This is a genomic window from Rufibacter sp. JT3400010 (genome assembly GCF_054956755.1).
The window spans coordinates 100,877-126,642 of record NZ_JBUDXA010000006.1 but is presented as its reverse complement, the minus strand read 5'-3'; the positions used below and the strand labels follow the sequence as shown (position 1 = coordinate 126,642).

At 44.2% G+C, this 25,766-nt stretch carries 35 protein-coding genes; all 35 read left to right on the top strand.

Features of this window, described 5'->3' with window-relative positions; all coding sequences use genetic code 11:
- Positions 1 to 21 precede the first annotated feature (21 nt).
- The 35 genes from rplL to rpsD all read left to right on the top strand — a co-directional run bounded on the left by rplL (position 22) and on the right by rpsD (position 25,750).
- A complete protein-coding gene (gene rplL / locus ACY0JR_RS08295; RefSeq protein ID WP_462633479.1) occupies positions 22 to 402 on the top strand; it encodes a 50S ribosomal protein L7/L12 in 381 nt (126 codons plus the stop codon).
- A 156-nt stretch (positions 403 to 558) separates the two neighbouring features.
- On the top strand, positions 559 to 4,431 hold the full coding sequence (rpoB, locus tag ACY0JR_RS08290) for a DNA-directed RNA polymerase subunit beta (RefSeq protein ID WP_462633478.1): 3,873 nt from the start codon (positions 559 to 561) through the stop codon (positions 4,429 to 4,431).
- Between the two features lie 123 nt (positions 4,432 to 4,554).
- On the top strand, positions 4,555 to 8,874 hold the full coding sequence (gene rpoC / locus ACY0JR_RS08285; RefSeq protein WP_462633477.1) for a DNA-directed RNA polymerase subunit beta': 4,320 nt from the start codon (positions 4,555 to 4,557) through the stop codon (positions 8,872 to 8,874).
- A gap of 1 nt (position 8,875) precedes the next feature.
- The gene (locus tag ACY0JR_RS08280; protein WP_181304577.1) at positions 8,876 to 9,190 is read left to right on the top strand and encodes a DUF3467 domain-containing protein; all 315 of its coding nucleotides are present in this window, start codon (positions 8,876 to 8,878) and stop codon (positions 9,188 to 9,190) included.
- A gap of 102 nt (positions 9,191 to 9,292) precedes the next feature.
- The gene (rpsL, locus tag ACY0JR_RS08275; RefSeq protein WP_048919295.1) at positions 9,293 to 9,709 is read left to right on the top strand and encodes a 30S ribosomal protein S12; all 417 of its coding nucleotides are present in this window, start codon (positions 9,293 to 9,295) and stop codon (positions 9,707 to 9,709) included.
- 13 nt (positions 9,710 to 9,722) lie between these two features.
- Entirely contained in the window at positions 9,723 to 10,190 is a 468-nt protein-coding gene (gene rpsG, locus ACY0JR_RS08270; protein WP_462633475.1) for a 30S ribosomal protein S7, read from the top strand.
- A 2-nt stretch (positions 10,191 to 10,192) separates the two neighbouring features.
- Positions 10,193 to 12,292: an elongation factor G gene (gene fusA, locus ACY0JR_RS08265; RefSeq protein WP_462633474.1), complete on the top strand. Its 2,100-nt coding sequence runs from the start codon at positions 10,193 to 10,195 to the stop codon at positions 12,290 to 12,292.
- 10 nt (positions 12,293 to 12,302) lie between these two features.
- The gene (gene rpsJ, locus ACY0JR_RS08260; protein WP_048919298.1) at positions 12,303 to 12,608 is read left to right on the top strand and encodes a 30S ribosomal protein S10; all 306 of its coding nucleotides are present in this window, start codon (positions 12,303 to 12,305) and stop codon (positions 12,606 to 12,608) included.
- Positions 12,609 to 13,013: 405 nt separating this feature from the next.
- Entirely contained in the window at positions 13,014 to 13,634 is a 621-nt protein-coding gene (rplC, locus tag ACY0JR_RS08255; protein WP_462633473.1) for a 50S ribosomal protein L3, read from the top strand.
- A 1-nt stretch (position 13,635) separates the two neighbouring features.
- Positions 13,636 to 14,268, top strand: a complete 633-nt coding sequence (rplD, locus tag ACY0JR_RS08250; RefSeq protein WP_462633472.1) for a 50S ribosomal protein L4 — start codon at positions 13,636 to 13,638, stop codon at positions 14,266 to 14,268.
- Positions 14,268 to 14,555 carry a 50S ribosomal protein L23 gene (gene rplW, locus ACY0JR_RS08245; protein ID WP_123127728.1) on the top strand — a complete coding sequence of 96 codons (288 nt, stop codon included), beginning with the start codon at positions 14,268 to 14,270 and terminating at the stop codon, positions 14,553 to 14,555. Before rplD ends, rplW begins: the two co-directional genes overlap by 1 nt.
- 12 nt (positions 14,556 to 14,567) lie before the next feature.
- Positions 14,568 to 15,392, top strand: a complete 825-nt coding sequence (gene rplB, locus ACY0JR_RS08240; RefSeq protein WP_462633471.1) for a 50S ribosomal protein L2 — start codon at positions 14,568 to 14,570, stop codon at positions 15,390 to 15,392.
- Positions 15,393 to 15,395: 3 nt separating this feature from the next.
- Positions 15,396 to 15,674, top strand: coding sequence for a 30S ribosomal protein S19 (gene rpsS, locus ACY0JR_RS08235; RefSeq protein ID WP_048919303.1), 279 nt, complete (start codon positions 15,396 to 15,398; stop codon positions 15,672 to 15,674).
- Positions 15,674 to 16,060 carry a 50S ribosomal protein L22 gene (gene rplV, locus ACY0JR_RS08230; protein WP_462633470.1) on the top strand — a complete coding sequence of 129 codons (387 nt, stop codon included), beginning with the start codon at positions 15,674 to 15,676 and terminating at the stop codon, positions 16,058 to 16,060. Before rpsS ends, rplV begins: the two co-directional genes overlap by 1 nt.
- A gap of 5 nt (positions 16,061 to 16,065) precedes the next feature.
- A complete protein-coding gene (rpsC, locus tag ACY0JR_RS08225; RefSeq protein ID WP_149092185.1) occupies positions 16,066 to 16,866 on the top strand; it encodes a 30S ribosomal protein S3 in 801 nt (266 codons plus the stop codon).
- Positions 16,867 to 16,892: 26 nt separating this feature from the next.
- Entirely contained in the window at positions 16,893 to 17,315 is a 423-nt protein-coding gene (rplP, locus tag ACY0JR_RS08220) for a 50S ribosomal protein L16 (RefSeq protein ID WP_181304570.1), read from the top strand.
- Positions 17,316 to 17,317: 2 nt separating this feature from the next.
- Positions 17,318 to 17,512 (top strand): 50S ribosomal protein L29, encoded by a 195-nt coding sequence (gene rpmC / locus ACY0JR_RS08215; RefSeq protein ID WP_181304569.1) that lies wholly within the window; start codon positions 17,318 to 17,320, stop codon positions 17,510 to 17,512.
- A gap of 11 nt (positions 17,513 to 17,523) precedes the next feature.
- Positions 17,524 to 17,781 (top strand): 30S ribosomal protein S17, encoded by a 258-nt coding sequence (gene rpsQ / locus ACY0JR_RS08210; RefSeq protein WP_210466562.1) that lies wholly within the window; start codon positions 17,524 to 17,526, stop codon positions 17,779 to 17,781.
- Position 17,782: 1 nt separating this feature from the next.
- Positions 17,783 to 18,151 (top strand): 50S ribosomal protein L14, encoded by a 369-nt coding sequence (gene rplN / locus ACY0JR_RS08205; protein WP_123127722.1) that lies wholly within the window; start codon positions 17,783 to 17,785, stop codon positions 18,149 to 18,151.
- Positions 18,152 to 18,171: 20 nt separating this feature from the next.
- Positions 18,172 to 18,495, top strand: a complete 324-nt coding sequence (gene rplX, locus ACY0JR_RS08200) for a 50S ribosomal protein L24 (RefSeq protein WP_462633469.1) — start codon at positions 18,172 to 18,174, stop codon at positions 18,493 to 18,495.
- Between the two features lies 1 nt (position 18,496).
- On the top strand, positions 18,497 to 19,048 hold the full coding sequence (gene rplE, locus ACY0JR_RS08195; RefSeq protein WP_062543990.1) for a 50S ribosomal protein L5: 552 nt from the start codon (positions 18,497 to 18,499) through the stop codon (positions 19,046 to 19,048).
- Positions 19,049 to 19,052: 4 nt separating this feature from the next.
- Positions 19,053 to 19,322 (top strand): 30S ribosomal protein S14, encoded by a 270-nt coding sequence (gene rpsN, locus ACY0JR_RS08190; protein WP_181304566.1) that lies wholly within the window; start codon positions 19,053 to 19,055, stop codon positions 19,320 to 19,322.
- 86 nt (positions 19,323 to 19,408) lie between these two features.
- Positions 19,409 to 19,807, top strand: coding sequence for a 30S ribosomal protein S8 (gene rpsH / locus ACY0JR_RS08185; RefSeq protein WP_462633468.1), 399 nt, complete (start codon positions 19,409 to 19,411; stop codon positions 19,805 to 19,807).
- Positions 19,808 to 19,817: 10 nt separating this feature from the next.
- Complete coding sequence (rplF, locus tag ACY0JR_RS08180) at positions 19,818 to 20,372, top strand: 50S ribosomal protein L6 (protein ID WP_149092190.1); 555 nt, start codon at positions 19,818 to 19,820, stop codon at positions 20,370 to 20,372.
- Positions 20,373 to 20,380: 8 nt separating this feature from the next.
- Entirely contained in the window at positions 20,381 to 20,734 is a 354-nt protein-coding gene (gene rplR, locus ACY0JR_RS08175; protein ID WP_462633467.1) for a 50S ribosomal protein L18, read from the top strand.
- Positions 20,735 to 20,738: 4 nt separating this feature from the next.
- Entirely contained in the window at positions 20,739 to 21,257 is a 519-nt protein-coding gene (gene rpsE, locus ACY0JR_RS08170; protein WP_181304563.1) for a 30S ribosomal protein S5, read from the top strand.
- 2 nt (positions 21,258 to 21,259) lie between these two features.
- Complete coding sequence (rpmD, locus tag ACY0JR_RS08165; protein WP_123127715.1) at positions 21,260 to 21,439, top strand: 50S ribosomal protein L30; 180 nt, start codon at positions 21,260 to 21,262, stop codon at positions 21,437 to 21,439.
- Position 21,440: 1 nt separating this feature from the next.
- A complete protein-coding gene (gene rplO / locus ACY0JR_RS08160) occupies positions 21,441 to 21,887 on the top strand; it encodes a 50S ribosomal protein L15 (RefSeq protein WP_462633466.1) in 447 nt (148 codons plus the stop codon).
- A 3-nt stretch (positions 21,888 to 21,890) separates the two neighbouring features.
- A complete protein-coding gene (gene secY / locus ACY0JR_RS08155) occupies positions 21,891 to 23,216 on the top strand; it encodes a preprotein translocase subunit SecY (RefSeq protein ID WP_462633464.1) in 1,326 nt (441 codons plus the stop codon).
- A 3-nt stretch (positions 23,217 to 23,219) separates the two neighbouring features.
- A complete protein-coding gene (gene map / locus ACY0JR_RS08150; protein ID WP_462633463.1) occupies positions 23,220 to 23,990 on the top strand; it encodes a type I methionyl aminopeptidase in 771 nt (256 codons plus the stop codon).
- Between the two features lie 3 nt (positions 23,991 to 23,993).
- On the top strand, positions 23,994 to 24,212 hold the full coding sequence (infA, locus tag ACY0JR_RS08145) for a translation initiation factor IF-1 (protein WP_048919321.1): 219 nt from the start codon (positions 23,994 to 23,996) through the stop codon (positions 24,210 to 24,212).
- Positions 24,213 to 24,216: 4 nt separating this feature from the next.
- On the top strand, positions 24,217 to 24,333 hold the full coding sequence (gene ykgO, locus ACY0JR_RS08140; RefSeq protein ID WP_071885446.1) for a type B 50S ribosomal protein L36: 117 nt from the start codon (positions 24,217 to 24,219) through the stop codon (positions 24,331 to 24,333).
- Between the two features lie 10 nt (positions 24,334 to 24,343).
- The gene (gene rpsM / locus ACY0JR_RS08135; protein WP_462633461.1) at positions 24,344 to 24,721 is read left to right on the top strand and encodes a 30S ribosomal protein S13; all 378 of its coding nucleotides are present in this window, start codon (positions 24,344 to 24,346) and stop codon (positions 24,719 to 24,721) included.
- A 9-nt stretch (positions 24,722 to 24,730) separates the two neighbouring features.
- Positions 24,731 to 25,123: a 30S ribosomal protein S11 gene (gene rpsK / locus ACY0JR_RS08130; protein ID WP_062544001.1), complete on the top strand. Its 393-nt coding sequence runs from the start codon at positions 24,731 to 24,733 to the stop codon at positions 25,121 to 25,123.
- A 21-nt stretch (positions 25,124 to 25,144) separates the two neighbouring features.
- Positions 25,145 to 25,750, top strand: coding sequence for a 30S ribosomal protein S4 (rpsD, locus tag ACY0JR_RS08125; RefSeq protein WP_462633460.1), 606 nt, complete (start codon positions 25,145 to 25,147; stop codon positions 25,748 to 25,750).
- Positions 25,751 to 25,766: the final 16 nt, after the last annotated feature.

Sequence of the window (25,766 nt, the reverse complement as noted above, 5' to 3'; positions counted from 1 at the left end):
AACTTTTAATTACTAATAAAAATGGCAGATTTGAAAGCATTCGCTGAGCAGTTGGTTAACTTAACTGTAAAAGAGGTTAATGAACTTGCTACGATTCTTAAGGATGAGTATGGTATTGAGCCAGCAGCTGCTGCTCCTGTAATGGTAGCTGGTGCTGCCGGTGGAGACGCTGGAGCCGCTGCAGAAGAGAAAACATCTTTTGATGTAATCCTTAAGGCTGCAGGTGCCTCTAAACTAGCAGTTGTGAAGCTAGTGAAAGAACTTACTGGTCTTGGCTTGAAAGAAGCGAAAGAACTGGTTGATGGTGCTCCAAAACCATTGAAAGAAGGTGTTGCTAAAGATGAAGCAGATTCATTGAAAAAGCAATTGGAAGAAGCTGGTGCTGAAGTGGAGGTTAAGTAATCCACACACTACCTTCCATTACCACAAAGGGTTAGACCTGGCATTTTCGTCAGGTCTTTTCCTGTTTGTACCTAGAAAAGATTTTTCTAGAAATTTCTGCCTCTGAAGAAACTATTCATAGGCACGACAAAGTTTAAACGTAAAATTCAGACAACTTTGGCTACAAGTAAAACGACAGAGCGGATCAACTTTGCGTCCATAAAGTCGGTAATTGATTACCCAGACTTTCTGGACGTTCAGCTACAATCTTTCCAAGACTTTTTCCAGTTGGAAACCGCTGCCGAGAACCGCACGGAAGAAGGTCTTTTCAAAGTGTTTGCTGAAAACTTTCCGATCTCTGATTCAAGAGAGAATTTCGTTCTGGAATTCGTAGACTACCACGTAGACCCACCCAAATATTCAGTTGATGAGTGTATTGACCGTGGGTTGACATATTCAGTTCCGTTAAAGGCAAAACTTCGTTTGATCTGTAATGATACGGACAATGAGGATTTTGAGACAATTGAGCAGGAAGTTTTCTTAGGAAACATTCCTTATATGACTGAGAAAGGTTCATTTGTGATCAATGGCGCTGAGCGCGTGATTGTATCGCAGTTGCACCGTTCACCAGGGGTGTTCTTTGCCCAAAGCAAGCACACCAATGGTACTAAATTATATTCTGCCAGAATTATCCCTTTCAAAGGGTCTTGGATTGAATTCGCGACAGACGTGAACAACGTGATGTACGCGTACATTGACCGTAAGAAGAAATTCCCGGTAACAACTTTGTTGCGTGCTATTGGCTACGGAACGGATAAAGACATCCTGGATCTGTTCGGTTTGTCTGAAGAAGTAAAGGCCGATAAGAAAACCTTGAAAGGTGTTGTTGGCAGAAAGCTGGCGGCACGGGTTCTCCGCACCTGGACAGAAGACTTCGTGGATGAAGATACTGGTGAAGTAGTATCAATTGATCGTAACGAGGTTCTGTTAGAGCGTGACTCTGAAGTAACCGAAGATGACTTAGACGTGATCATTGATTCAGGCGTGAAATCTATTATCCTGCACCGTGAGAACGTAAACATAGCGGATTACAACATCATCTATAACACCCTGCAGAAAGATAACTCAAACTCCGAGCAGGAAGCCGTTGAGCAGATCTATCGTCAGTTACGTAATACCGAAGCACCAGACGTGGAGACTGCCCGTGACATTATTCAGAAGTTGTTCTTCAGTGATAAGCGCTACGATCTAGGTGATGTAGGACGTTACAGAATCAACAAGAAACTAGGTCTTGATAAAAACTGGGATGCCAAAGTATTGACCAATGAGGACATCGTCCTGATTGTGAAATACCTGATTGGTTTGATCAACTCAAGAGCCGTTGTTGATGATATTGACCACTTAAGTAACCGCCGCGTTAGAACGGTTGGTGAGCAGCTATATGCGCAATTTGGTGTAGGTCTTGCCCGTATGGCCAGAACTATCAAAGAGCGGATGAACGTGCGCGATAATGAAGAATTCAAACCGGTTGACTTGATCAACGCGCGTACGCTTTCTTCCGTTATCAACTCGTTCTTCGGAACAAACCAGTTGTCTCAGTTCATGGACCAGACCAACCCGCTGGCAGAAATCACGCACAAACGGCGTGTGTCTGCACTAGGGCCAGGAGGTCTTTCCCGTGAGCGCGCTGGTTTCGAGGTACGTGACGTTCACTATACCCACTACGGTCGTCTTTGTACCATTGAAACGCCAGAGGGACCAAACATCGGTCTGATTTCTTCACTATGTGTGCACGCACGCGTGAACAGCATGGGCTTCATTGAAACTCCTTACCGCAACGTGGTAGAAGGAAAAGTAGATATTACCCATGAAGTGAAGTACCTGACGGCAGAGGAAGAAGATACCCACCACATTGCCCAGGCAAACGCCATTATAGATGATAACGGTAACTTCATTAATGATAAAGTAAAAGGCCGTTTTGAAGGTGATTTCCCGGTAGTAGAGCCAGAACGCTATACCTACATGGACGTTGCCCCTAACCAGATTGTATCAGTGGCTGCATCATTGATTCCGTTCCTGGAGCACGATGATGCGAACCGTGCCTTGATGGGATCTAACATGCAGCGCCAGGCTGTACCATTAGTGAAGCCACAAGCTCCTATTGTTGGTACCGGTCTGGAACTGAGAGCCGCCCTTGACTCAAGAGCGTTGGTGAGAGCAGAAGGCGACGGTTACGTGCACTTCGTGGATGCAGATAAGATCATCATCCGTTATGACCTCTCTGAGGAGCAGAAACTGGTAAGCTTTGACGCTGAGTATGTGACGTATGACCTCATCAAATTCCGCCGTACCAACCAGGACACCTGTATCAACCTGACTCCCCTTGTTAAAAAGAACGAGCGCGTTGCGAAAGGTCAGCCACTGTGCGAAGGATATGCCACCAACCAGGGAGAACTTGCCTTAGGTAGAAACCTGCAGGTAGCGTTCATGCCTTGGCAAGGATACAACTTTGAGGATGCGATTGTAATCTCTGAGCGTGTAGTGAGAGATGACGTGTTCACCTCTATCCACATTGAAGAGTTTGAGCTTGAAGTTCGCGAAACGAAACGTGGGGAAGAAGAATTAACCTCTGAGATCCCGAACGTGAGCGAAGAAGCCGTTCGTAACCTGGATGAGAATGGTATCATCCGTATCGGAGCCGAAGTAAAAGAAGGTGATATCCTGATTGGTAAAATCACTCCGAAAGGGGAGACGGACCCAACTCCTGAGGAGAAACTTCTTCGGGCCATCTTCGGGGACAAAGCCGGTGATGTGAAGGATGCTTCCTTGAAAGCGCCGCCATCTTTAAATGGGGTGGTGATCGAGACGAAGTTATTCTCTCGTCCTAAGAAAGATAAAAACCTTCGCGCCAAAGCGAAGAAAGAAGTAGAAGACCTGAAGGCAAAATACAACAGCGAACTGAAAGCCGTGAAAGGCGTGATGATCGAGAAACTGGTGTCTTTACTGGAAGGCAAGACAAGCCAAGGGGTACGTCACCGTTTCGGCGACGAAATCCTGACCAAAGGAGCGAAGTTCGGTAAGAAGAACATCTCTGAGGCACTTTTCCCTGACAAGAACCCTTACAAGGATGAAAGCAACTACGCTGTTCCGGAAGAGGTGAACATGTTCAAGGACTTGATCTTAGAAGGATGGACCGCAGACGAGCAGACAAACAAAATGTTGCTGGAACTGGTGAAAAACTACACCAAACGCCGTAACATGATCTCTGCCCGCTTCAAACGCGACCGCTTCACCCTGGAGGTAGGAGATGAGTTACCTGCTGGTATCGTGCAGTTGGCCAAAGTATACATCGCGAAGAAGCGTAAGCTGAAAGTGGGTGATAAGATGGCAGGCCGTCACGGTAACAAAGGGGTAGTAGCTCGTATCGTACGTGAGGAAGATATGCCGTTCCTGGAAGACGGAACACCAATGGACATCGTGTTGAACCCACTTGGGGTACCATCCAGGATGAACATCGGTCAGATCTACGAGACCGTTCTTGGCTGGGCTGGATTGAAGTTGGGCCGTACATATGCGACGCCAATCTTTGACGGTGCTACTGAAGAACAAGTATCTGCAGAATTGGCTGAAGCTGGTTTACCTAAATTCGGACGTTCTTACCTGTTTGATGGTTTGAGTGGTGATCGTTTTGACCAACCAGTAACCGTAGGTGTGATTTACATGCTGAAACTGGGTCACTTGGTTGACGATAAAATGCACGCTCGTTCTATCGGACCATACTCATTGATCACGCAGCAGCCATTGGGTGGTAAAGCCCAATTTGGTGGTCAGCGTTTCGGTGAGATGGAGGTGTGGGCGTTAGAGGCCTTCGGTGCCGCTAACGTACTGCAGGAAATCCTGACTGTGAAGTCTGATGACGTGATCGGTCGTGCGAAAGCATACGAAGCCATCGTGAAAGGTGACGTGTTGCCGAAGCCAAATATCCCTGAGTCATTCAACGTGTTAATTCACGAGCTCAGAGGCTTGGCCTTGGAGATTACGCTGGACTAATAAGCTGTTTTAGAGGAGATTTCAGGAAAGGGGGCGCAAAACGCCTCGTCTTGAATTCTCCCTTTTCAGCGTTAGTAGGGCCATTTAGTAAAAAGGAAATTTACATATCTAGCAACACATAACATGGCGTTAGCAAGAAATAAAAAATTAATCCAAGACTTCTCTAAAGTGACCATCTCGTTGGCTTCTCCAGAATCAATTCTGGAAAGATCAAACGGAGAGGTGACTAAGCCTGAAACCATCAACTACAGAACCTACAAGCCAGAAATGGGTGGTTTGTTCTGCGAGCGGATCTTCGGGCCAGTGAAGGACTGGGAGTGCCACTGCGGTAAATACAAGAGAATCCGTTACAAAGGGATTATCTGTGACCGTTGCGGGGTAGAAGTAACTGAGAAGAAAGTGCGTCGTGAGCGCATGGGCCATATTGAACTGGTGGTACCGGTAGCACACATCTGGTACTTCAAGTCACTGCCAAACAAAATTGGTTATCTGCTGGGCTTACCAACCAAGAAGCTTGATCAGATCATCTATTATGAGCGGTACGTAGTAATCCAGCCAGGTATCTTGGGCGAGGACGGCGTAAACATGCTGGACTTCTTAACCGAAGATGAGTACCTGGACATGATTGACAAGCTGCCACGCGAGAACCAAATGTTGGACAACCATGATCCAAACAAGTTCATCGCGAAGATGGGAGCTGAAGCTCTTCAAATGCTTTTGGAGCGCATCAACCTGGATGACCTTTCCTATGACCTGCGTTATTCTGCTGCCCACGAGACTTCTCAGCAGCGGAAAGCAGAAGCGTTGAAGCGTCTACGTGTAGTAGAGGCTTTCCGTGATGCCGCAACCAGAATTGAGAACAAGCCTGAGTGGATGGTAATCCGCATGGTGCCTGTAATTCCACCAGAATTACGCCCATTGGTTCCGTTGGATGGCGGTCGTTTTGCTACGTCTGACTTGAACGACTTATACCGTCGCGTTATCATCCGTAACAACCGTCTGAAGCGTCTCATCGAGATCAAAGCACCAGAGGTAATCCTACGGAATGAGAAGCGTATGCTTCAGGAGGCAGTGGATTCCCTGTTCGACAACTCACGTAAAGTGAACGCGGTTCGGGCAGAAGGTAACCGTGCTCTGAAGTCACTTTCTGACATGCTGAAAGGTAAGCAAGGACGTTTCCGTCAGAACTTACTTGGTAAGCGTGTGGACTACTCTGGTCGTTCTGTAATCGTGGTAGGTCCAGAGTTGAAACTACACGAGTGCGGTCTGCCTAAGAACATGGCGGCTGAGCTTTTCAAACCGTTCATTATCCGTAAGCTTATTGAGCGCGGTATTGTAAAGACGGTAAAATCTGCGAAGAAAATCGTAGACAGAAAAGACCCAGTTGTATGGGATATTTTGGAAAACGTTCTGAAAGGACACCCAGTTCTGTTGAACCGTGCTCCTACACTCCACAGATTAGGTATTCAGGCCTTCCAGCCGAAGCTGATCGAAGGAAAAGCAATCCAGTTGCACCCATTAGTAACCACAGCATTCAACGCCGACTTTGACGGTGACCAGATGGCGGTACACGTTCCACTAGGACCGGCCGCAATCCTGGAAGCCTCTATGTTAATGTTGGCTTCGCACAACATCCTGAACCCTGCCAACGGTGCTCCAATTGCGGTACCTTCTCAGGACATGGTGTTGGGCTTATACTATGTAACCAAAGGCAAGCGCTCCACTGAGAATGAGAAAATTCAAGGGGAAGGCATGTCTTTCTACTCCGCGGAAGAAGTAATCATCGCCATCAATGAAGGCCAGCTTTCCAAGCATGCTTACATTAAGGTGCGGGTGAAAATATTGGATGAGAATAACCAATTGGTAACGAAGCTCATTGAGACCGTTGCTGGTAGAGTACTTTTCAACCAGTTCGTGCCAGAGGAAGTGGGTTACGTAGACGAACTTCTGTCTAAAAAGAAATTGCAGCAGATTATCTCCCGCGTGTTCAAAGTAACCGGTATGGCGAGAACTGCTCAGTTCTTGGATGATATCAAAACCTTGGGCTTCCAGTCTGCTTACAAAGGCGGTCTGTCCATGGGCTTGGGTGACATCGTGATCCCGAAAGAGAAAGATATCTTGGTGGAAGAGGCCAAAAAAGATGTAGATGCTGTTTGGGCAAACTACTCTATGGGTCTTATCACAGACAACGAGCGTTACAACCAGGTAATTGATATCTGGACGCGTATTAACAACCAGATCACCGAAACTCTGATGAGCCGTCTTGAGAAAGATGACCAAGGTTTCAACTCCATCTTCATGATGATGCACTCCGGAGCCCGTGGTTCCAGAGAGCAGATCCGTCAGTTAGGTGGTATGCGGGGTCTGATGGCGAAACCACAGAAATCTTTGCAAGGCTCAGTAGGGGAGATCATTGAAAACCCAATTCTATCTAACTTCAAAGAAGGTCTGGATGTAATTGAGTACTTCATCTCTACCCACGGTGCTCGTAAAGGTCTTGCGGATACAGCCTTGAAAACGGCGGATGCGGGTTACCTGACTCGTCGTTTAGTGGACGTCTCCCAAGATGTGATCGTAAACGAGTCAGACTGCGGTACGTTACGTGGTCTGGAAGTGAGCGCCCTGAAAGACAACGAAGATATTGTGGAGTCTCTGTCTGAGCGTATCCTGGGTCGTGTGAACGTGCATGACATCATTGATCCGATCACTGGAGAACTGATTCACGAGTCTGGAAACGAGATTACTGAAGAAGTAGCCAAAATCATAGAGAATTCGGCTATTGAAAGCGTAGAGATCCGTTCTGTATTGACGTGTGAGACTAAGCGCGGTATCTGTGCGAAATGCTACGGACGTAACCTTTCAACTGGCCGTATGGTGCAGAAAGGGGAAGCCGTTGGGGTTATCGCTGCTCAGTCCATTGGTGAGCCAGGTACTCAGTTGACACTTCGTACTTTCCACGTGGGTGGTACGGCGTCTAACATTGCGGTAGATGCAGCCATACGTGCCAAGTTCAACGGGGTAATCGAGTTTGAAGACGTACGTACTATTGAAACAGCTACCGCCGATGGCGAGCCTGTGAAAGTAGTAATGGGTCGTTCTGGTGAGGTGAGAATAGTAGAGCCAAACACTGGCAAACTGCTCATCAGCAACCACGTGCCTTACGGTTCTTTCTTGTTAGTAAACGAAGGACAAACCGTTACCAAAGGAGACGAGCTGTGTAACTGGGATCCATACAACGCGGTTATTCTTTCTGAGTTTGACGGTACCATCGCGTACGAATCCATTGTGGAAGGTATCACTTTCCGGGAGGAGTCAGATGAGCAAACCGGTCACCGTGAGAAAGTGATCATTGAAACCAAGGATAAGACGAAGAACCCTGCCATTGTCATCAACCCAGTCAATGGTGAGCCGAAGACCTACAACATTCCGGTAGGAGCTCACTTAGCCGTGGAAGACGGACAAAGAATCAAAGCAGGTCAGATTATCTCTAAGATCCCACGTGCTATTGGTAAAACCCGTGACATCACAGGTGGTCTGCCACGTGTTACCGAGCTCTTTGAGGCCCGTAACCCGTCTAACCCAGCGGTAGTGAGTGAGATTGACGGTGTAGTAACTTATGGTGGCGTGAAACGCGGTAACCGTGAGATCTACATTGAGTCTAAAGATGGCGTACGGAAGAAGTACATGGTGCCTCTTTCCAAGCACATCCTGGTTCAGGACAATGACTTTGTGCGTGCCGGTGTTCCGTTGTCAGACGGGGCTATCACGCCGAACGATATCCTGAACATTCAGGGACCTGGCGCCGTGCAGGAATACTTAGTGAACGAGATTCAGGAAGTATACCGTCTGCAAGGGGTGAAGATCAATGACAAGCACATTGAAGTGGTGGTTCGTCAGATGATGCAGAAAGTGAACGTGATTGATCCAGGTGATACCAGCTTCCTGGAAAACCAGACGGTTGACAAAGTAACGTTCATGGAAGAGAACGACATGATCATTGACATGAAAGTAGTGGAGGATGCAGGTGACTCAACCGCCATGAAACCAGGTATGATTGTGACGGCGCGTCGTCTACGGGATGAGAACTCCAGCTTGAAACGGCGTGACTTACGGATCGTAACCGTGCGTGATGCACAGCCGGCTGTATCAAGACCAACCTTGCAGGGTATCACCCAAGCTTCTTTGGGTACGCAAAGCTTTATCTCGGCAGCTTCCTTCCAGGAAACTACCAAGGTGTTGAGCGAAGCCGCCATCAAAGGAAAAGCAGACGAATTACTGGGCTTGAAAGAGAACGTAATTGTAGGTCACTTGATCCCGGCAGGTACCGGCTTGCGCGAGTACTCAAAAATAATTGTTGGCTCCAAAGAAGAGTACGAAGCTCTTACCAGCAGCAGACAATCAGGAGTAAAAGCGGCCAAGCAGGGCGAATTGCAAGAGAAATAAGATGGCCGCCGCAGAACAACCAGGACAGATCAACATTGAGTTGACAGAGGAAATTGCCGAGGGCGAGTATGCAAATCTTGCCATGATCGCACATTCTCACAGTGAATTCGTGATTGACTTCATCAGATTGATGCCCGGGATTCCAAAGGCGAAAGTAAAGTCAAGAGTGGTGATTACTCCAGAGCACGCCAAGCGTTTCTTGGCTGCTTTGGAGGAAAACATCCTAAAGTATGAGCAAAGTTTTGGGGCTATCAAGCAAACGCCGGAAGCCCCAAGCTTTCCGCTCAATTTTGGGGGAACAATTGGCGAAGCCTAAGCCATTAATAATTAATGAATTAAAACTTTGAATTTGCAAAGCGAATTTTATACCTTTGCAAACCATTTTTTGAAGAGAGAAATCAGTTTAAAAAGTTAGTAAATGCCTACTATACAACAATTAGTAAGAAAGGGAAGAGAAGCGCTAACATCAAAGTCTAAGTCTCCAGCTCTTGACTCATGCCCGCAGAGACGTGGCGTGTGCACACGCGTTTACACAACCACACCTAAGAAGCCAAACTCAGCAATGAGAAAAGTGGCTCGTGTGCGTTTGACAAACGGCAAAGAAGTCAATGCCTACATCCCAGGTGAAGGCCACAACCTCCAGGAACACTCTATTGTGTTGATCAGAGGTGGTCGTGTGAAAGACTTACCAGGTGTAAGATACCACATTATCCGTGGTGCGTTGGACACTGCTGGTGTAAACGGTCGTCTACAGTCCCGTTCTAAATACGGAGCAAAACGTCCTAAACCAGGTCAGCCAGCAGCAGCTGCAGGAAAAGGCGGTAAGAAAAAATAATTGAGTTAAGACAATGAGAAAAGCGAAACCAAAGAAGAGAATTCTTCTTCCTGATCCAAAATACAAAGAAACTCTGGTTACCCGTTTTGTAAACTACCTGATGGTAGACGGTAAAAAGAGTGTGGCATACAAGATTTTCTACGATGCTTGCGATTTAGTTGAGAAAAGAACTAAAGAGAACGGGTTAGATACCTGGAAAAAAGCATTGAACAACATCATGCCAGGTGTAGAGGTAAAATCCCGCCGTGTAGGTGGTGCTACTTTCCAGGTACCTACTGAGGTGCGTCCGGATAGAAAGATTTCTCTTGGTATCAAATGGATGATCTCTTACGCTCGTAAAAGAGGTGAGAAGACCATGATGGATAAATTGGCTGGTGAGATTATCGCCGCCGCCAAAGGAGAAGGTGCTGCTGTGAAGAAGAAAGATGATACTCACAGAATGGCGGAAGCTAACAAAGCATTCTCGCATTTCAGATTCTAAGAATGGCTAGAGACTTAAAATTTACCAGAAACATAGGTATTGCCGCGCACATTGATGCCGGTAAGACCACAACTACAGAGCGTATTCTTTACTATGCTGGGGTTAGCCACAAAATAGGAGAGGTACACGATGGAGCTGCCACCATGGACTGGATGGAGCAGGAGCAGGAAAGAGGTATAACCATTACCTCTGCTGCTACTACTGTAAACTGGGAGTACAGAGGTGACAAATACCACATCAACATCATTGATACGCCCGGTCACGTTGACTTTACCGTTGAGGTAAACCGTTCCCTGCGTGTGTTGGATGGTTTGGTTTTCTTGTTTAGCGCAGTTGACGGTGTAGAGCCGCAATCTGAGACTAACTGGAGACTTGCAGATAACTACAAAGTAGCCCGTATTGGTTTCGTTAACAAAATGGACCGTTCAGGCGCTGACTTCCTTGCTGTTTGTAAGCAAGTGAAAGAAATGCTGGGCAGCAACGCCGTAGCACTTCAGTTACCAATTGGTGCTGAAGATGACTTCAAAGGTGTGGTTGACTTGGTAAACTTCAGAGGTATTGAGTGGAATGAGCACGACAAAGGGATGACCTTTAGAGAAGTTCCAATTCCAGACGATATGCTGGAGGAAGCCACTGAGTACCGTGAGAAGTTACTGGAAGCAGTAGCAGACTACGATGAGTCTCTGATGGAGAAATACTTCGATGATCCTGAAACCATCACCGAAGAAGAAATCATGAACGCGCTTCGTAAAGCAACTATTGATATGGCCATCGTGCCAATGCTTTGCGGTTCTTCTTTCAAAAACAAAGGGGTACAAACCATGCTTGACTACGTGATGGCGCTTTGCCCATCTCCAGTAGATAAAGAAAGCATCATTGGTACCAACCCAGATACTGGAGCCGAAGTAGCCCGTAAACCGAGTGAAAGCGAGCCTTTCGCTGGTCTGGCCTTTAAAATCGCTACTGACCCTTATGTAGGACGTTTGTGCTTCGTACGTGCTTATTCAGGTGTGCTTGAATCAGGTTCTTACGTTTACAACACGCGTTCAAATAACAAAGAGCGTATTTCCCGTATCTTCCAGATGCACGCCAACAAGCAGAACCAGATTGAAAGACTGGGCGCTGGTGACATTGGGGCGGTAGTAGGCTTCAAAGACATAAAAACTGGTGACACGCTTTGCGACCAAAACGCGAAGATCGTGTTGGAGTCCATGGACTTCCCAGAGCCAGTAATCGGGTATGCGATTGAGCCTAAAACTCAGGCTGACTCAGATAAGATGGGTATGGCTATCGCGAAGCTCGTAGAAGAAGATCCAACTCTTCAAGTGAACACTGACGAGGAAACTGGTCAGACTATCTTGAGAGGTATGGGTGAGCTTCACTTAGAGATCATCATTGACAGGATGAAGCGTGAGTTCAAGGTTGAGTTGAACCAAGGTGCTCCTCAGGTTGCTTACAAAGAGACCATCACCAAGGCAATTGAGCACCGTGAGGTTTACAAGAAGCAGTCAGGTGGTCGTGGTAAATTCGCAGACATTGTGTTCACCATGGGCCCACGGGAAGATGGTAAAACAGGTCTTGAGTTTGAGAACGCCATTGTAGGTGGTGTGATCCCAAGAGAATTCATTCCGCCTGTGCAGAAAGGTTTCGAAGAAGCAATGAAAAATGGTATCCTGGCCGGTTTCCCGGTAGATTCCATGAAAGTACGCTTATTCCACGGTTCTTTCCACGACGTTGACTCTGATGCCTTGTCATTTGAATTAGCAGCTCGTAACGGTTTCAAAGAAGCTGGTAAGCAGTGTGCCCCTAAACTTCTTGAGCCAATCATGGCTGTAGACGTGGTAACCCCAGATGAGTACACCGGTCCTGTTACAGGTGACTTGAACAGAAGGAGAGGAATCATGAAAGGGATGGATACCAAAGGTACATCTACTGTAGTGAAAGCTGATGTTCCTTTATCTGAACTGTTTGGTTACGTAACAGATTTACGTACCATCACTTCAGGAAGAGCAACTGCTTCACTTACTTTCTCTCACTACGAGCAAGTGCCGCAGAACTTGGCAGATGGGATCATTGCAAAAATTAAAGGGACTTCGAAATAGTTGAAATAGAATGAATCAAAAGATCAGAATCAAACTGAAATCTTACGATCACAATCTGGTAGATAAATCATCAGAGAAAATCGTGAAAGCGGTAAAAGCAACTGGTGCGATCGTAAGTGGTCCTATTCCTTTGCCTACTGAAAAAGATATCTTCACTGTTTTGCGTTCACCACACGTGAACAAAAAAGCAAGAGAGCAATTCCAACTTTGCACTTACAAGAGATTAGTAGATATCTACTCAACTTCTTCTAAGACAGTAGACGCGTTGATGAAGCTGGAATTACCTAGCGGCGTTGATGTTGAAATCAAAGTTTGATAAGCAGCATTCCTGATGAAAGGGAGAGGGTAACCTCTCCCTTTTTTTGTGCCTCTACTTGATAAGATTGTTTTCCATCTGTTTTGACGAAAAAGCACCTAAATCAGAAATCATAAAGACTAACAATAGGGATTGGTCTAGGAGAAAGGAGCAAAGATCCGTTTTTAAGCAGTTATGGAGAAATAAGCAGCAAAACAGAAGAGGATTGGAATTATCTGAAGAACTTGAGAGTTAAGCAACTACTCCTGAATTCAGGAGAGCAAGCACAATGTTGGAAATACATTACTAGCTGAAAACAAATAATTTAGGATAGCTTGTAAAATAAAAAATAAATATAGAACTTTGCACTCCCGAAAATAGACCCTATTACGGGAATAATATTAATTGTTTAAATAAAAAAGTAGAATGCCTGGAATTATCGGTAAGAAAATCGGAATGACAAGCCTCTTCACTCCTGAAGGGAAGAGCGTGGCCTGTACTTTGATTCAAGCAGGACCATGCGTAGTAACTCAGGTTAAGACGCAGGAAACTGATGGCTACACAGCTGTTCAGCTTGGGTACGGAGAGAAAAAGGTTAAAAGAGTAAGCAAGGCGCTTGCCGGACACTTCGCTAAAGCGAACACAACTGCTAAGAAAAAGCTGGTTGAGTTTAGACTAGAAGATGTCGCTTCTTTCTCACTAGGAGATGAAGTAGATGTGAAACTTTTTGAAGAAGGCGAATTCGTAGACGTAGTTGGCACTTCAAAAGGTAAAGGTTTCCAAGGGGTCGTAAAACGCTACAACTTTGCTGGTGTTGGTGGCCAGACCCACGGTCAGCACAATAGAGCAAGACACCCCGGTTCAATTGGAGCCTGCTCATGGCCATCCAGAGTATTCAAAGGAATGCGTATGGCGGGTAGAATGGGTGGAGATCGCGTTAAGGTTCAAAACCTTCGCATCCTGCGCGTAATGCCAGAGCAAAATTTACTTGTAGTTAGCGGTTCTATCCCAGGCGCTAAAAATTCATTTATTGTAGTTGAGAAATAAGATGGAGCTATCAGTTTTCAATAGTAAAGGGGAAGATACCGGAAGGAAAGTAACCCTTCCAGAATCGGTGTTCGGCGTTGAGCCAAACGAGCACGCGATGTATCTTGATGTAAAGCAATACCTGGCTAACCAACGCCAAGGTACCCACAAATCAAAAGAGCGTGCCGAGGTAGCTGGTTCAACTAAAAAGATCAAACGTCAAAAAGGAACAGGTGGAGCAAGAGCTGGCTCTTTGAAATCACCAGTATTCGTAGGCGGTGGTCGTGTATTTGGACCGAAACCAAGAAACTATAGCTTCAAATTGAACAAGAAACTGAAGTCTTTAGCAAGATTGTCAGCTCTTTCTCAATTGGCAAAAGATGAGCGTCTGGTGTTAGTAGATAACATCACCATTGATACTCCAAAAACAAAGAGCTTCGCTGCTATTCTACAGAGCCTGAAAGTAGGTGAGAGAAAAACATTAGTGGTTACCAAAGAAGCTGATACCAATGTAGTTCTGTCTAGCAGAAACTTGCCAAAGGTAAAAGTTGCGACTCCGGGTGCTTTGACAACATATGACTTGTTAAACGCAGACAAAGTAGTTTGTTTAGAGGAATCTCTTTCTGTTTTTGAAGAAATATACACAGCGAAATAATGAGTATCCTGAAAAGACCATTATTAACTGAAAAGCTGACTGCTTTGAATGAAGTAGGTAAATACGCTTTTGAAGTTGATAGAAAAGCAAATAAGATTGAGATCAAAAAAGCGATCCAGTCACGTTACGGTGTAACAGTAGAGAAAATCTCTACCATGAGAACCCAAGGAAAATTGAAGTCTCGTAACACCAAGTCTGGTGTTGTAACCGGACGCACAGTATCCTCTAAGAAGGCGATTGTTACTTTGAAAGCAGGGGAAGTAATCGATTTCTATAGCGGAATATAAGCAACTACAAGAATGGCATTAAGAAAACTAAGACCGACAACACCAGGTCAAAGATTTAGAGTAGCGCCTGCCTTCACTGAAATCACGAAGAGCGAGCCTGAGAAATCTTTGTTGGCATCCAAGAAAAAATCTGGTGGACGCAACGATTCAGGAAGAATGACCATGCGCTATACCGGCGGTGGGCATAAGCAAAAGTTCCGTATCATCGACTTTAAAAGAACGAAATACGGAGTTCCTGCAACAGTAAAAGCGATTGAGTACGATCCAAATAGAACAGCACGCATAGCCTTGTTGTACTACGCAGATGGAGAGAAAGCTTACATCATTGCTCCTGCAGGCTTGGCTGTAGATTCTACTGTAGTATCAGGACCAGGTGTAGCGCCAGAAGTGGGTAACGCTCTGCCAATGACTGATATTCCACTAGGTACAATCGTTCACAACATTGAATTAGCTCCTGGCCAAGGAGCGGTACTAGCTAGAAGTGCAGGTTCTTATGCACAGCTAGTAGCCCGCGAAGGCCGTTACGCTACGTTGAAATTACCTTCCGGCGAAATGAGAATGGTACTGGTAAACTGTATGGCTACCGTAGGTACTGTTTCTAACGCTGACCACATGAACGTGAAGCTTGGAAAAGCTGGACGTAGCAGATGGATGGGTATCAGACCAAGAGTAAGAGGTGTTGCCATGAACCCTGTAGATCACCCAATGGGTGGTGGTGAAGGTAAATCATCAGGTGGTCACCCAAGATCACGTAAAGGTCTGTACTCAAAAGGTAAGAAGACCAGAAACAAAAATAAATTCTCTGAGAACCTGATTGTTAATAGAAGGAAGAAATAAGTAATGGCAAGATCATTAAAAAAAGGGCCTTATATTGACTACAGGCTCGATAGAAAAGTACAGACAATGGATGAGTCTGGGAAAAAGGCAGTGATCAAAACCTGGTCACGTCGTTCCATGATCTCTCCAGATTTCGTTGGTCATACGTTTGCAGTACACAACGGGAATAAATTCATTCCTGTGTATGTAACAGAAAACATGGTTGGTCACAAGTTAGGTGAATTTGCACCTACCAGAAACTTCAGAGGCCATATTGCTAAGAAAGATAAAGGTAAAAGATAATGGAAGCGGTAGCTAAATTAAACAATGTACCAAGCTCACCGCGTAAGATGAGACTGGTAGCGAACTTGATCCGCGGTAAAAGAGTTACCCAGGCATTAGGTTTATTAAAATTTACAGCAAATGCCGGCGCTCCTAAATTGGAGAAACTTCTTTTATCTGCTTTATCTAACTGGCAAGCAGCTAACGAAGATGCTCGCATTGAAGATGCTAATCTATATATTAAAGAGATTAGAGTAGATGAAGGAAAGATGCTGAAGCGCTTGCGTCCTGCTCCTCAGGGTCGTGGCCACAGAATCAGAAAGAGATCTAACCACGTAACACTTGTGATTGATTCTAAAGTGGAAGTGGAGACAGTTGAAACATCTACCTCTAACGAATCCAAATAGTTAAAATGGGACAAAAAGTTAATCCAGTAGGCCTAAGACTAGGTATTGTTAAAGGCTGGGACTCTAATTGGTTCGGAGGAAAAGATTTCGCTGATAAACTGATCGAAGACGAGAAGATCCGTAAATACATCCTTGCCCGTATTCCAAAAGGAGGTATTTCCAAAATCATCATCGAAAGAACTCTTAAGAGAATCACCATTACCATCAACACTGCCCGTCCAGGCGTGGTAATTGGAAAAGGTGGCCAAGAGGTTGATAAAATCAAAGAAGAGCTGAAGAAAATCACCAGCAAAGATGTTCAGATCAACATCTTTGAAATCAAGCGTCCAGAACTGGATGCCAAATTGGTAGGTGAATCAGTTGCCCAACAATTGCAAGCCCGTATCTCTTTCAGAAGAGCTATGAAACAAGCAATTGCTTCTGCCATCAGAGTAGGTGCTGAAGGTATCAAGATTCAGGTATCTGGTCGTTTAGGCGGTGCCGAGATGGCCCGTACTGAGCACTATAAAGAAGGACGTACTCCTTTGCATACTTTGCGTGCTGATATTGACTATGCCTTATCAGAAGCCCAAACCGTGTACGGTAAACTGGGTATCAAAGTGTGGATCTTCAAAGGAGAAGTATTCGGTAAGCGTGACTTATCTCCTAACGCTGGTCAACAAAGTGGTGGTCAATCTGCCGGTCCTCGCAACGAAAGAGGCGAGAGAGGTAATGACCGTGGTGATCGCAGAGACAACAACCGCAACAAGCGTCCTGCAGATGCCAACCAGAAGCGTGGTGGTGACAATAGACCAAAACGCAAGTAGTTGTTCAATTTTTAGGAATTTAAGAAATGTTACAGCCAAAACGGACCAAATATAGAAAGATGCAGAAAGGTCGGGTAACCGGTCTTGCGCACAGAGGAAGCACAATCTCCTTTGGTTCTTTCGCCATCAAATCATTAGAAGCCTCTTGGATCACTGCCCGTCAAATTGAAGCTGCACGTATCGCTATGACGCGTGCCATGAAACGGGAAGGCCAAGTATGGATTCGTATTTTCCCTGATAAGCCTATCACCAAAAAGCCTGCAGAGGTTCGGATGGGTAAGGGTAAAGGATCTCCAGAGTACTGGGTAGCCGTAGTAAAACCAGGTACCATCATGTTTGAATCTGATGGAGTGACGCTAGAAGTAGCTCAAGAGTCTTTACGACTGGCTGCTCAAAAGCTTCCAGTGAGAACTAAGTTTGTAGTACGTAGAGATTACGTTGAGAAATAGTCATGAAACAGTCAGAAATTAAAGCTCTTTCACTTAATGAAGTGAAAGAGCAACTTTCAACCGAGAGAAACAACTTAGTAAACTTGAAGTTTGCTCATGCTATTTCTCCGCTTGAGAATCCATCCAGAATTAAGATCACAAGAAAAACCATCGCCAGACTAGAAACGCAACTGCGCTCTCTAGAGCTCAATGGCTAAAATAGAAAACCATGGAGACGAGAAATCTAAGAAAAGAAAAAACTGGACGCGTGGTAAGTAACAAGATGGACAAGTCCATCACTGTTATTGTGGAAAGCAAAGTGAAACACCCCATCTATGGGAAATTTGTTTCCAAATCCAAGAAGTTCATGGCCCATGATGAGAACAATGAGTGTGGTATTGGTGATACTGTACGCATCATGGAAACAAGACCATTGAGCAAGAATAAAAATTGGCGCTTAGTTGAAATCGTAGAAAGAGCTAAATAAAATGATACAACAAGAATCGAGACTTACTGTTGCTGATAACAGCGGAGCAAAAGAGGTTCTGTGCATCCGGGTACTGGGTGGAACAGGAAAAAAATACGCCTCTGTTGGTGATAAAATTGTTGTTACCGTAAAATCTGCTCTTTCCTCAGGAAACGTAAAAAAGGGAACTGTTCACAAAGCTGTGATTGTTCGCACCAAGAAAGAGGTTCGTCGTAAGGATGGATCTTATATTCGTTTTGATGATAACGCAGCAGTGTTATTGAACAACAACGATGAGCCACGTGGTACTCGTATCTTTGGGCCAGTTGCCCGTGAGTTACGTGAAAGACAGTTTATGAAAATTGTTTCTTTGGCTCCTGAAGTAATTTAAACACGAGAAGAGAAAACAAGATGTCAAAGCATAAACTTCATGTGAAGAAAGGCGACACTGTAAAAGTGATCGCTGGTGATGATAAAGGCAAAACAGGAACAGTTACTTCTGTGCTTACTGATAAGCAAAAAGTGGTTGTGGAAGGTTTGAACCTGGTATCTAAGCACCAAAAGCCAAGCGCTAAAAACCCTAACGGTGGTATTGTTAAGTTGGAAGCTCCTATTCACGCAAGCAATGTGATGTTGGTAGAACCAGCTACAAATGTTGCCACTAGAACAGGAAAGAAGCTGAACGATGATGGTAAGCTTCAACGTTATTCCAAAAAAACTGGAAACTTAATCTAACATGGCAGCTAGACTAAAAGATAAATATTCAAAGGAAATTGTGCCTGCATTGAAAGAGAAATTTCAATACAAGAGCATAATGCAAGTACCTAAGATTACCAAAATCAGCATTAACAGAGGTATTGGTAATGCCGTGGCAGATAAGAAACTGGTTGACATTGGAGTTGATGAATTAACTATCATTGCTGGTCAGAAAGCAGTACAAACCAAAGCGAAGAACTCTATCTCTAACTTCAAGTTGAGAGAAGGTATGCCGATTGGTGCCCGTGTGACTTTGCGTGGTGAGAGAATGTACGAGTTCCTGGATCGTTTGGTAACAATCGCTCTTCCAAGGGTACGTGACTTCAAAGGTATCAGTGACAAAGGTTTTGACGGACGTGGTAACTATACATTAGGGGTTAAAGAGCAAATCATTTTCCCTGAGATCAGCATTGATAAAATCAAGTCTATCGCTGGTATGGACATCACTTTTGTTACCACTGCTTCTACAGACGAAGAAAGCCTTGAGTTATTGAAAGGCTTTGGTTTACCATTCGCAAATTTAAAGAAATAAGAAAATGGCTAAAGAATCAGCGAAAGCAAGAGAGCTTAAGAGACAAAAATTAGTTGCTAAGTTTGCAACTAAGAGAGCTCAGTTAAAAGCTGCTGGCGATTATGAAGCTCTAGATAAGTTGCCAAAAGATGCTTCTCCAGTTCGGTTGCACAACAGATGCAAATTAACCGGACGTCCAAGAGGGTATATGAGAAAGTTTGGCATCTCTCGCGTTACTTTCAGAGAGATGGCTTCTGCCGGCAAGATTCCTGGAGTAACGAAGGCTAGTTGGTAATTATTACTCCTATCATTATTATAGTTAGGAAAACATTAGTATCTTTGCGGCTCCTTAAAAAGAGCGGAATCTAAAATTATAGTCTAATGCATTCAGATCCGATAGCAGATTATTTAACTAGACTACGGAATGCCATCAAGGCAAATCACCGTGTAGTTGAAATTCCGGCTAGCAATATCAAAAAGGAATTAACCAAGGTTCTATACGAGAAGGGTTATATCCAAAGTTACAAGTTCGATGATAGTTCAGTTCAAGGTACAATTAAAATTGCCTTGAAGTATGATCCAGCAACCAAGCAGTCTGCTATCGTGAAGCTTGAGAGAGTCAGTAAGCCGGGACTCCGTAAATATGTGCATCTTGATGAGATGCCACGTGTGTTGAATGGGTATGGCGTAGCCATCCTGTCAACCTCTAAAGGTGTTATCACAGACAAAGAGGCAAGAGGCCTTAATGTAGGTGGTGAAGTATTATGTTACGTGTATTAATTAAGAGGAAATGTCGCGGATAGGAAAACTGCCAATCACGCTCCCACAAGGTGTAGAGGTGTTGGTTAACCAGGATAACCTGGTTACAGTGAAAGGGCCTAAAGGAACTCTTTCTTCACAAGTTGATACGGACATAACTGTTGCTATAGAGGATGGGGTACTTACAGTTACTCGTCCAACAGAGCAAAAGAGACACAAAGCTCTTCATGGTTTATACCGTTCTATCATCAATAACATGGTTGTTGGTGTTAGCACAGGTTATAAACTTTCTTTGGAATTAGTAGGGGTAGGTTTTAAAGCCACTACTGTAGGCCAGAACTTAGAGCTTGCGCTTGGTTATTCACATAACATTTACGTTGGTTTACCTCCAGAAATTTCTGCCGTTGCAGTAACGGAGAAAGGTAAAGCTCCTGTAATTACCTTAGAAGGTATTGATAAGCAGTTGATTGGTCAGGTTGCTGCCAAAATCCGTTCGTTACGTAAAGTGGAGCCTTACAAAGGCAAAGGTATTCGTTTCGTTGGTGAGGTTGTTAGAAGAAAAGCTGGTAAAACTGCTTCTAAATAAGAAAGAAAATGGCATTCGATAAAGCAAAAAGAAGACTGAGAATTCGTCGCAGCATCCGTAACAAGGTGTCTGGCACTGCTCAGCGTCCCCGTCTGTCTGTCTTCAGAAGCAATAAGTTTATTTATGCGCAGCTGATTGATGATGTGAATGGTGTTACATTAGCAAGTTCTTCCTCTTCTGTAAATGAAGGCGGAGCCACTGGTACCAAGAGCGAGTCATCTTCTTCAGTAGGCCGTGACATTGCAACTAAAGCTTTGGCACAAGGTATTACTGAAGTTGTTTTCGACAGAGGTGGTTATTTGTACCATGGTCGTGTTAAATCATTAGCAGAAGGGGCTCGCGAAGCGGGTCTAAAATTCTAAGAACATGTCTAAATTAAATATCAGAAGCGTAAAAGCGAGCGAAATCGAGCTGAAAGAGCGCGTAGTAGCTATCAACCGTGTTGCTAAAGTGGTGAAAGGTGGTAGAAGATTTAGCTTTTCTGCCATTGTAGTTGTAGGTGACGGCAACGGGGTTGTTGGATATGGCTTAGGTAAAGCAAACGAGGTAACTGATGCGATTGCAAAAGGTATTGACGATGCTAAGAAAAACCTGGTGCGTGTTCCTTTGTTCAAGCACACTGTTCCTCATTCCATGGAGGGTAAGTTCTCTGGAGGATTTGTTTTGATCAAACCTGCTGCAGCTGGTACCGGCGTTATTGCTGGTGGTGCTATGCGTGCTGTATTTGACAGTGCTGGAATCAGAGATGTACTAGCTAAATCAAAAGGTTCTTCTAACCCCCACAACGTGGTGAAAGCAACTTTTGATGCTCTGTCTAAAATGCGCGATCCATTGGTAGTTGCTCAGCAACGCGGAATCAGTTTACAACGTGTATTCAACGGGTAATTATGGCAAGTGTAGAAATCACCCAGATCAAAAGTATTATTGATCGTCCTGAAAGACAAAAGCAGACCATGAAGGCGCTTGGTCTTGGTAAAATCAATAAGACAGTAACAAAAGAGTTGACCCCACAGATTGCAGGTATGGTTAACCGTGTGCAACATTTAGTATCTATTAAAGAGGTCTAAAATGAATTTAAGTAATTTAAAACCAGCTGAAGGTTCTACCAAGAACCGGAAGAGAATCGGTCGTGGTACCGGTTCTGGTAGAGGTGGTACTTCTACCCGCGGGCATAAAGGAGCTAAATCTCGCTCTGGATATTCATCTAAAGCTGGATTTGAAGGTGGTCAGATGCCTTTGGTGCGTCGTGTTCCTAAATTCGGTTTCAAGAACATTAACCGGGTAGAGTATACTGCTGTTAACCTTGATGTTCTTCAAAACTTAGCTACCAAATCAGGATCTACTGTTATTGATTTTGCTGTGTTGCGTGAAAACGGCTTAGCTTCTAAAAATGACAATATCAAAGTTCTTGGAAGAGGAGAACTAACTACTGCTATTGAAATCCACGCGCATGCGTTCTCTCAAACTGCGGTAGAAGCAATTGAAAAAGCAGGCGGCAAGGTTGTGACTCTGTAACAGATGAAGAAGCTGATTACTACGATTAAGAATATTTTTGCGATTGAAGATTTGCGAGTTAGAATCCTAAATACTTTAGGATTCATCGCAATTTTCAGATTAGGTTCCTATGTTGTTTTGCCTGGTATTGATCCAAATCAATTAGGTGGCAATTCATCTGGAATTTTAGGTTTGTTAGATGCCTTTTTAGGTGGAGCATTTGGAAATGCTTCCATCTTTGCTTTGGGTATCATGCCTTATATCTCTGCTTCCATCGTTTTACAGCTTCTAACCATTGCAGTTCCTTATTTCCAGAAATTGCAAAAAGAAGGTGAATCTGGCCGTAAGAAGATAAACCAATACACCAGGGTGCTTACTATTGTGATTACGCTGGCACAGTCTGTTGGTTTCTTAGCTACCATCAATGCAGATGCAATTGATCCTTCTGTGGCCGGACCTCTCTTTACAATTTCTTCCATGATCATCCTTACTGCCGGAACAATGTTCTGTATGTGGCTAGGGGAGAAAATTACAGATAAAGGTATTGGTAATGGTATTTCCATGCTGATCATGATCGGTATTGTTTCTCGTCTGCCAGGCGCACTGGTTGGTGAGGCACTTGCTCTAGGTCTAGGTCGTGCTCTTATCTTTATTATTGAATTGATAGTTCTTTTCTTCGTAGTAATGGGTGTAGTGATGCTTACCCAAGCTATCAGAAGAATACCAGTACAATATGCGAAGCAAGTAGGTGGGAGTGCCTCTTTGCAAGCAGGACAGCGGCAATTTATTCCTTTAAAGGTGAATGCAGCCGGCGTTATGCCTATCATCTTTGCCCAATCATTGATGTTCCTACCCGGCATGATCGCTTCTTTCTGGAGAAACGAGAGTGATATTGCTAATGAGATTGGAAACGTTTTTTCTGATTATACCTCTTGGCAGTATAACTTATCTTTCGCCGTCTTGATTATCATCTTTACTTTCTTTTATACAGCTATCAGTGTGAATCCTAACCAGATTTCAGATGACTTGAAAAGAAGTGGTGGCTTTGTGCCTGGTGTGAAGCCTGGATTAGCGACTTCTGAATACATTGATGAAGTGTTAACCAGAATTACTTTGCCTGGAGCTATTTTCTTAGCGATTATCGCTATTCTGCCTTCCATAGCTATGTTGTTTGGGATCACAAGAGAGTTTGCAGCTTTCTTTGGTGGAACCTCCCTCATCATTTTGGTAGGCGTTGTTTTAGACACTTTGAACCAAATTGAGAGCTATTTGTTGATGCGTCATTATGATGGCATGATGAAGTCTGGTAAACTCAGAGGACGTTCAAAAAATATAGCGGTTGCTTCCTAAGGAATGATCATATATAAGACCGAAGAAGAAATCGAGCTTATCAAACAGAGTGCTAACATCCTCAGTCAAGTGCATGGTGAAGTTGCCAAGCACATTACTGAGGGTGTTACTACCTTGAAATTAGATTCTGTCGCGGAAGAGTTTATCAAAGATCATGGCGGTAGTCCTTCTTTTTTGGGGTATAATGGGTTCAAACATAGCTTATGCATTAGTTTGAATTCTGAAGTTGTTCATGGTATACCTAGTAAGTATGCTCTACAATCAGGAGATATTGTATCTATTGATTGTGGAGTTTTTTTTCAAGGTTTCCATAGTGACAGTGCTTACACCCATGCGGTAGGTGAGGTTGCTCCAGAAGTTACTGATCTCCTTCAACGCACCAAAGAGTCTTTGTACAAAGGCATTGAATTTGCAGTTGTGGGTGCCCGGATTGGCGATGTGGGTTTTGCTATTCAATCTCATGTTGAGCAGTATGGTTATGGAGTGGTAAGGGAATTAGTAGGACACGGTTTAGGCCGTAGTTTACATGAAAGCCCTGAAGTTCCTAACTATGGTAAACGTGGTCAAGGCATGAAACTCCAGGACGGTTTAGTTCTTGCCATTGAGCCCATGGTGAACCTTGGTTCACGCTATGTGGTTCAAGAAAATGACGGTTGGACTATCCGGACCAGAGATAAAAAGCCTTCTGCCCATTTTGAACACACAGTTGTGGTGAGAAAAGGAAAAGCAGAGATTTTAACTACTTTTGATTACATAGATAAAGCATTAAACTAATACATGGCTAAACAGTCTTCCATCGAACAAGACGGTACCATCATTGAGGCACTATCCAATGCAATGTTTCGGGTAGAATTAGAAAATGGCCATCAAGTTATTGCTCACATCTCCGGAAAGATGCGGATGCACTACATCAAGATTCTTCCCGGTGATAGAGTAAAATTGGAAATGTCTCCTTACGACCTTAGTAAAGGCAGAATAGTTTACAGATACAAATAAACAGATGAAAGTTAAAGCGTCAGTTAAGAAGCGCAGTGAAGACTGCAAAGTGATCAGACGTAAAGGCAAGCTTTACGTGATCAACAAGAAGAATCCACGTTACAAACAAAGACAAGGTTAATTTTTAAAACATGGCTAGAATAGCAGGAGTTGATATTCCAGATAACAAAAGAGGCGAAATTGCCTTGACGTACATCTTCGGTATTGGCCGCAAGTTGTCACAGTCTATTTTGGTGAAGGCTGGGGTGGATCTTGACAAGAAGGTGAAGGATTGGAGTGAAGATGAAGCGGGCGAAATCCGTAACATCATTGCTTCTGAGCACAAAGTTGAAGGTGTTCTTCGTTCTGAAGTACAATTGCACATCAAACGTTTGATGGACATTGGTTCTTATCGGGGTCTACGTCATAGAAAAGGTTTACCAGTAAGAGGTCAGAGAACTAAAAACAACTCTAGAACCAGAAAAGGTAAGCGTAAAACTATTGCAAATAAGAAGAAGGCATCTAAATAGTAAACAACAATGGCTCAGAAAAGAAAAGATAAAGCCAAGAAGCGTGTTGTTGTGGTGGAGCCTGTTGGTCAGGTACACATCAAAGCTTCTTTCAACAATATTATTATCTCTGTTACCAACATCAACGGCCAGGTTATCTCCTGGGCTTCTGCTGGTAAAATGGGATTCAAAGGGTCTAAGAAAAATACTCCTTATGCTGCCCAAATGGCTGCTGCCGATTGCGGTAAAGTAGCTTATGAAGCTGGTTTGAGAAAGGCAGAAGTGTTTGTAAAAGGCCCAGGTGCTGGACGTGAGTCTGCAATCCGGACTATGCAAAACGTAGGTATTGAAGTAACTTCTATCAAAGATGTGACTCCACTTCCTCACAACGGATGTCGCCCTCCAAAGCGCAGAAGAGTTTAAGGATCTTATTTAGTAGTAGAAATGGCAAGATACACAGGCCCTAAAAGTAAAATCTCCAGAAGATATAACGAACCAATCTTTGGACCAAGCAAAGCCTTAGCTAAGAAAGCTTACGGTCCAGGTATGCACGGTCGTGGACGGAGAAAAAAACAATCTGAATATGCTATCCAGTTAATGGAGAAGCAGAAAGCCAAATACATCTATGGTGTATTGGAGAAACAGTTTGAGAACTTGTTTGACAAAGCAGCCCGTAAGACTGGTATTACCGGTGAAAACTTACTTGCCCTATTGGAAGCAAGATTAGACAACACTGTTTACCGTTTAGGTATTGCTCCTACCAGACGTTCTGCGCGTCAGTTAGTAAACCACAACCACATTCAAGTGAATGGCCACGTGGTAAACATTGCTTCTTACACCCTGCGTCCTGGTGATGTGGTAAGTGTACGGGAGAAATCAAAATCATTAGAAGCGATTACTACCAGCTTGGCTGGACGTAATGCTCGCGCATTTACTTGGTTAGAATGGGATGGCGGTCAAATGGCCGGTAAATTCATCTCTAATCCACAGCGTGATCAGATCCCTGAGAAAATTCAGGAGCAGCTGATCGTCGAGCTTTACTCTAAGTAATCAGTTCTAATCTAAG

What these genes read in the sequence shown, in the direction of transcription:
- rplL (WP_462633479.1), top strand. Translation starts at nt 22, where the DNA reads ATGGCAGATTTGAAAGCATTCGCTGAGCAGTTGGTTAACTTAACTGTA.
- secY (WP_462633464.1), top strand. Translation starts at nt 21,891, where the DNA reads ATGAAGAAGCTGATTACTACGATTAAGAATATTTTTGCGATTGAAGAT.
- rplD (WP_462633472.1), top strand. Translation starts at nt 13,636, where the DNA reads ATGGAGCTATCAGTTTTCAATAGTAAAGGGGAAGATACCGGAAGGAAA.
- rplN (WP_123127722.1), top strand. Translation starts at nt 17,783, where the DNA reads ATGATACAACAAGAATCGAGACTTACTGTTGCTGATAACAGCGGAGCA.
- rplR (WP_462633467.1), top strand. Translation starts at nt 20,381, where the DNA reads ATGGCATTCGATAAAGCAAAAAGAAGACTGAGAATTCGTCGCAGCATC.
- fusA (WP_462633474.1), top strand. Translation starts at nt 10,193, where the DNA reads ATGGCTAGAGACTTAAAATTTACCAGAAACATAGGTATTGCCGCGCAC.
- rpsM (WP_462633461.1), top strand. Translation starts at nt 24,344, where the DNA reads ATGGCTAGAATAGCAGGAGTTGATATTCCAGATAACAAAAGAGGCGAA.
- rplP (WP_181304570.1), top strand. Translation starts at nt 16,893, where the DNA reads ATGTTACAGCCAAAACGGACCAAATATAGAAAGATGCAGAAAGGTCGG.
- rplW (WP_123127728.1), top strand. Translation starts at nt 14,268, where the DNA reads ATGAGTATCCTGAAAAGACCATTATTAACTGAAAAGCTGACTGCTTTG.
- rplX (WP_462633469.1), top strand. Translation starts at nt 18,172, where the DNA reads ATGTCAAAGCATAAACTTCATGTGAAGAAAGGCGACACTGTAAAAGTG.
- rpmD (WP_123127715.1), top strand. Translation starts at nt 21,260, where the DNA reads ATGGCAAGTGTAGAAATCACCCAGATCAAAAGTATTATTGATCGTCCT.
- map (WP_462633463.1), top strand. Translation starts at nt 23,220, where the DNA reads ATGATCATATATAAGACCGAAGAAGAAATCGAGCTTATCAAACAGAGT.
- rpsJ (WP_048919298.1), top strand. Translation starts at nt 12,303, where the DNA reads ATGAATCAAAAGATCAGAATCAAACTGAAATCTTACGATCACAATCTG.
- rpmC (WP_181304569.1), top strand. Translation starts at nt 17,318, where the DNA reads ATGAAACAGTCAGAAATTAAAGCTCTTTCACTTAATGAAGTGAAAGAG.
- rpoC (WP_462633477.1), top strand. Translation starts at nt 4,555, where the DNA reads ATGGCGTTAGCAAGAAATAAAAAATTAATCCAAGACTTCTCTAAAGTG.
- rplB (WP_462633471.1), top strand. Translation starts at nt 14,568, where the DNA reads ATGGCATTAAGAAAACTAAGACCGACAACACCAGGTCAAAGATTTAGA.
- rplE (WP_062543990.1), top strand. Translation starts at nt 18,497, where the DNA reads ATGGCAGCTAGACTAAAAGATAAATATTCAAAGGAAATTGTGCCTGCA.
- infA (WP_048919321.1), top strand. Translation starts at nt 23,994, where the DNA reads ATGGCTAAACAGTCTTCCATCGAACAAGACGGTACCATCATTGAGGCA.
- rpsQ (WP_210466562.1), top strand. Translation starts at nt 17,524, where the DNA reads ATGGAGACGAGAAATCTAAGAAAAGAAAAAACTGGACGCGTGGTAAGT.
- rplO (WP_462633466.1), top strand. Translation starts at nt 21,441, where the DNA reads ATGAATTTAAGTAATTTAAAACCAGCTGAAGGTTCTACCAAGAACCGG.
- rpsD (WP_462633460.1), top strand. Translation starts at nt 25,145, where the DNA reads ATGGCAAGATACACAGGCCCTAAAAGTAAAATCTCCAGAAGATATAAC.
- rpsH (WP_462633468.1), top strand. Translation starts at nt 19,409, where the DNA reads ATGCATTCAGATCCGATAGCAGATTATTTAACTAGACTACGGAATGCC.
- rplF (WP_149092190.1), top strand. Translation starts at nt 19,818, where the DNA reads ATGTCGCGGATAGGAAAACTGCCAATCACGCTCCCACAAGGTGTAGAG.
- rplC (WP_462633473.1), top strand. Translation starts at nt 13,014, where the DNA reads ATGCCTGGAATTATCGGTAAGAAAATCGGAATGACAAGCCTCTTCACT.
- rplV (WP_462633470.1), top strand. Translation starts at nt 15,674, where the DNA reads ATGGAAGCGGTAGCTAAATTAAACAATGTACCAAGCTCACCGCGTAAG.
- ykgO (WP_071885446.1), top strand. Translation starts at nt 24,217, where the DNA reads ATGAAAGTTAAAGCGTCAGTTAAGAAGCGCAGTGAAGACTGCAAAGTG.
- rpsS (WP_048919303.1), top strand. Translation starts at nt 15,396, where the DNA reads ATGGCAAGATCATTAAAAAAAGGGCCTTATATTGACTACAGGCTCGAT.
- ACY0JR_RS08280 (WP_181304577.1), top strand. Translation starts at nt 8,876, where the DNA reads ATGGCCGCCGCAGAACAACCAGGACAGATCAACATTGAGTTGACAGAG.
- rpsC (WP_149092185.1), top strand. Translation starts at nt 16,066, where the DNA reads ATGGGACAAAAAGTTAATCCAGTAGGCCTAAGACTAGGTATTGTTAAA.
- rpsE (WP_181304563.1), top strand. Translation starts at nt 20,739, where the DNA reads ATGTCTAAATTAAATATCAGAAGCGTAAAAGCGAGCGAAATCGAGCTG.
- rpsN (WP_181304566.1), top strand. Translation starts at nt 19,053, where the DNA reads ATGGCTAAAGAATCAGCGAAAGCAAGAGAGCTTAAGAGACAAAAATTA.
- rpsL (WP_048919295.1), top strand. Translation starts at nt 9,293, where the DNA reads ATGCCTACTATACAACAATTAGTAAGAAAGGGAAGAGAAGCGCTAACA.
- rpsG (WP_462633475.1), top strand. Translation starts at nt 9,723, where the DNA reads ATGAGAAAAGCGAAACCAAAGAAGAGAATTCTTCTTCCTGATCCAAAA.
- rpsK (WP_062544001.1), top strand. Translation starts at nt 24,731, where the DNA reads ATGGCTCAGAAAAGAAAAGATAAAGCCAAGAAGCGTGTTGTTGTGGTG.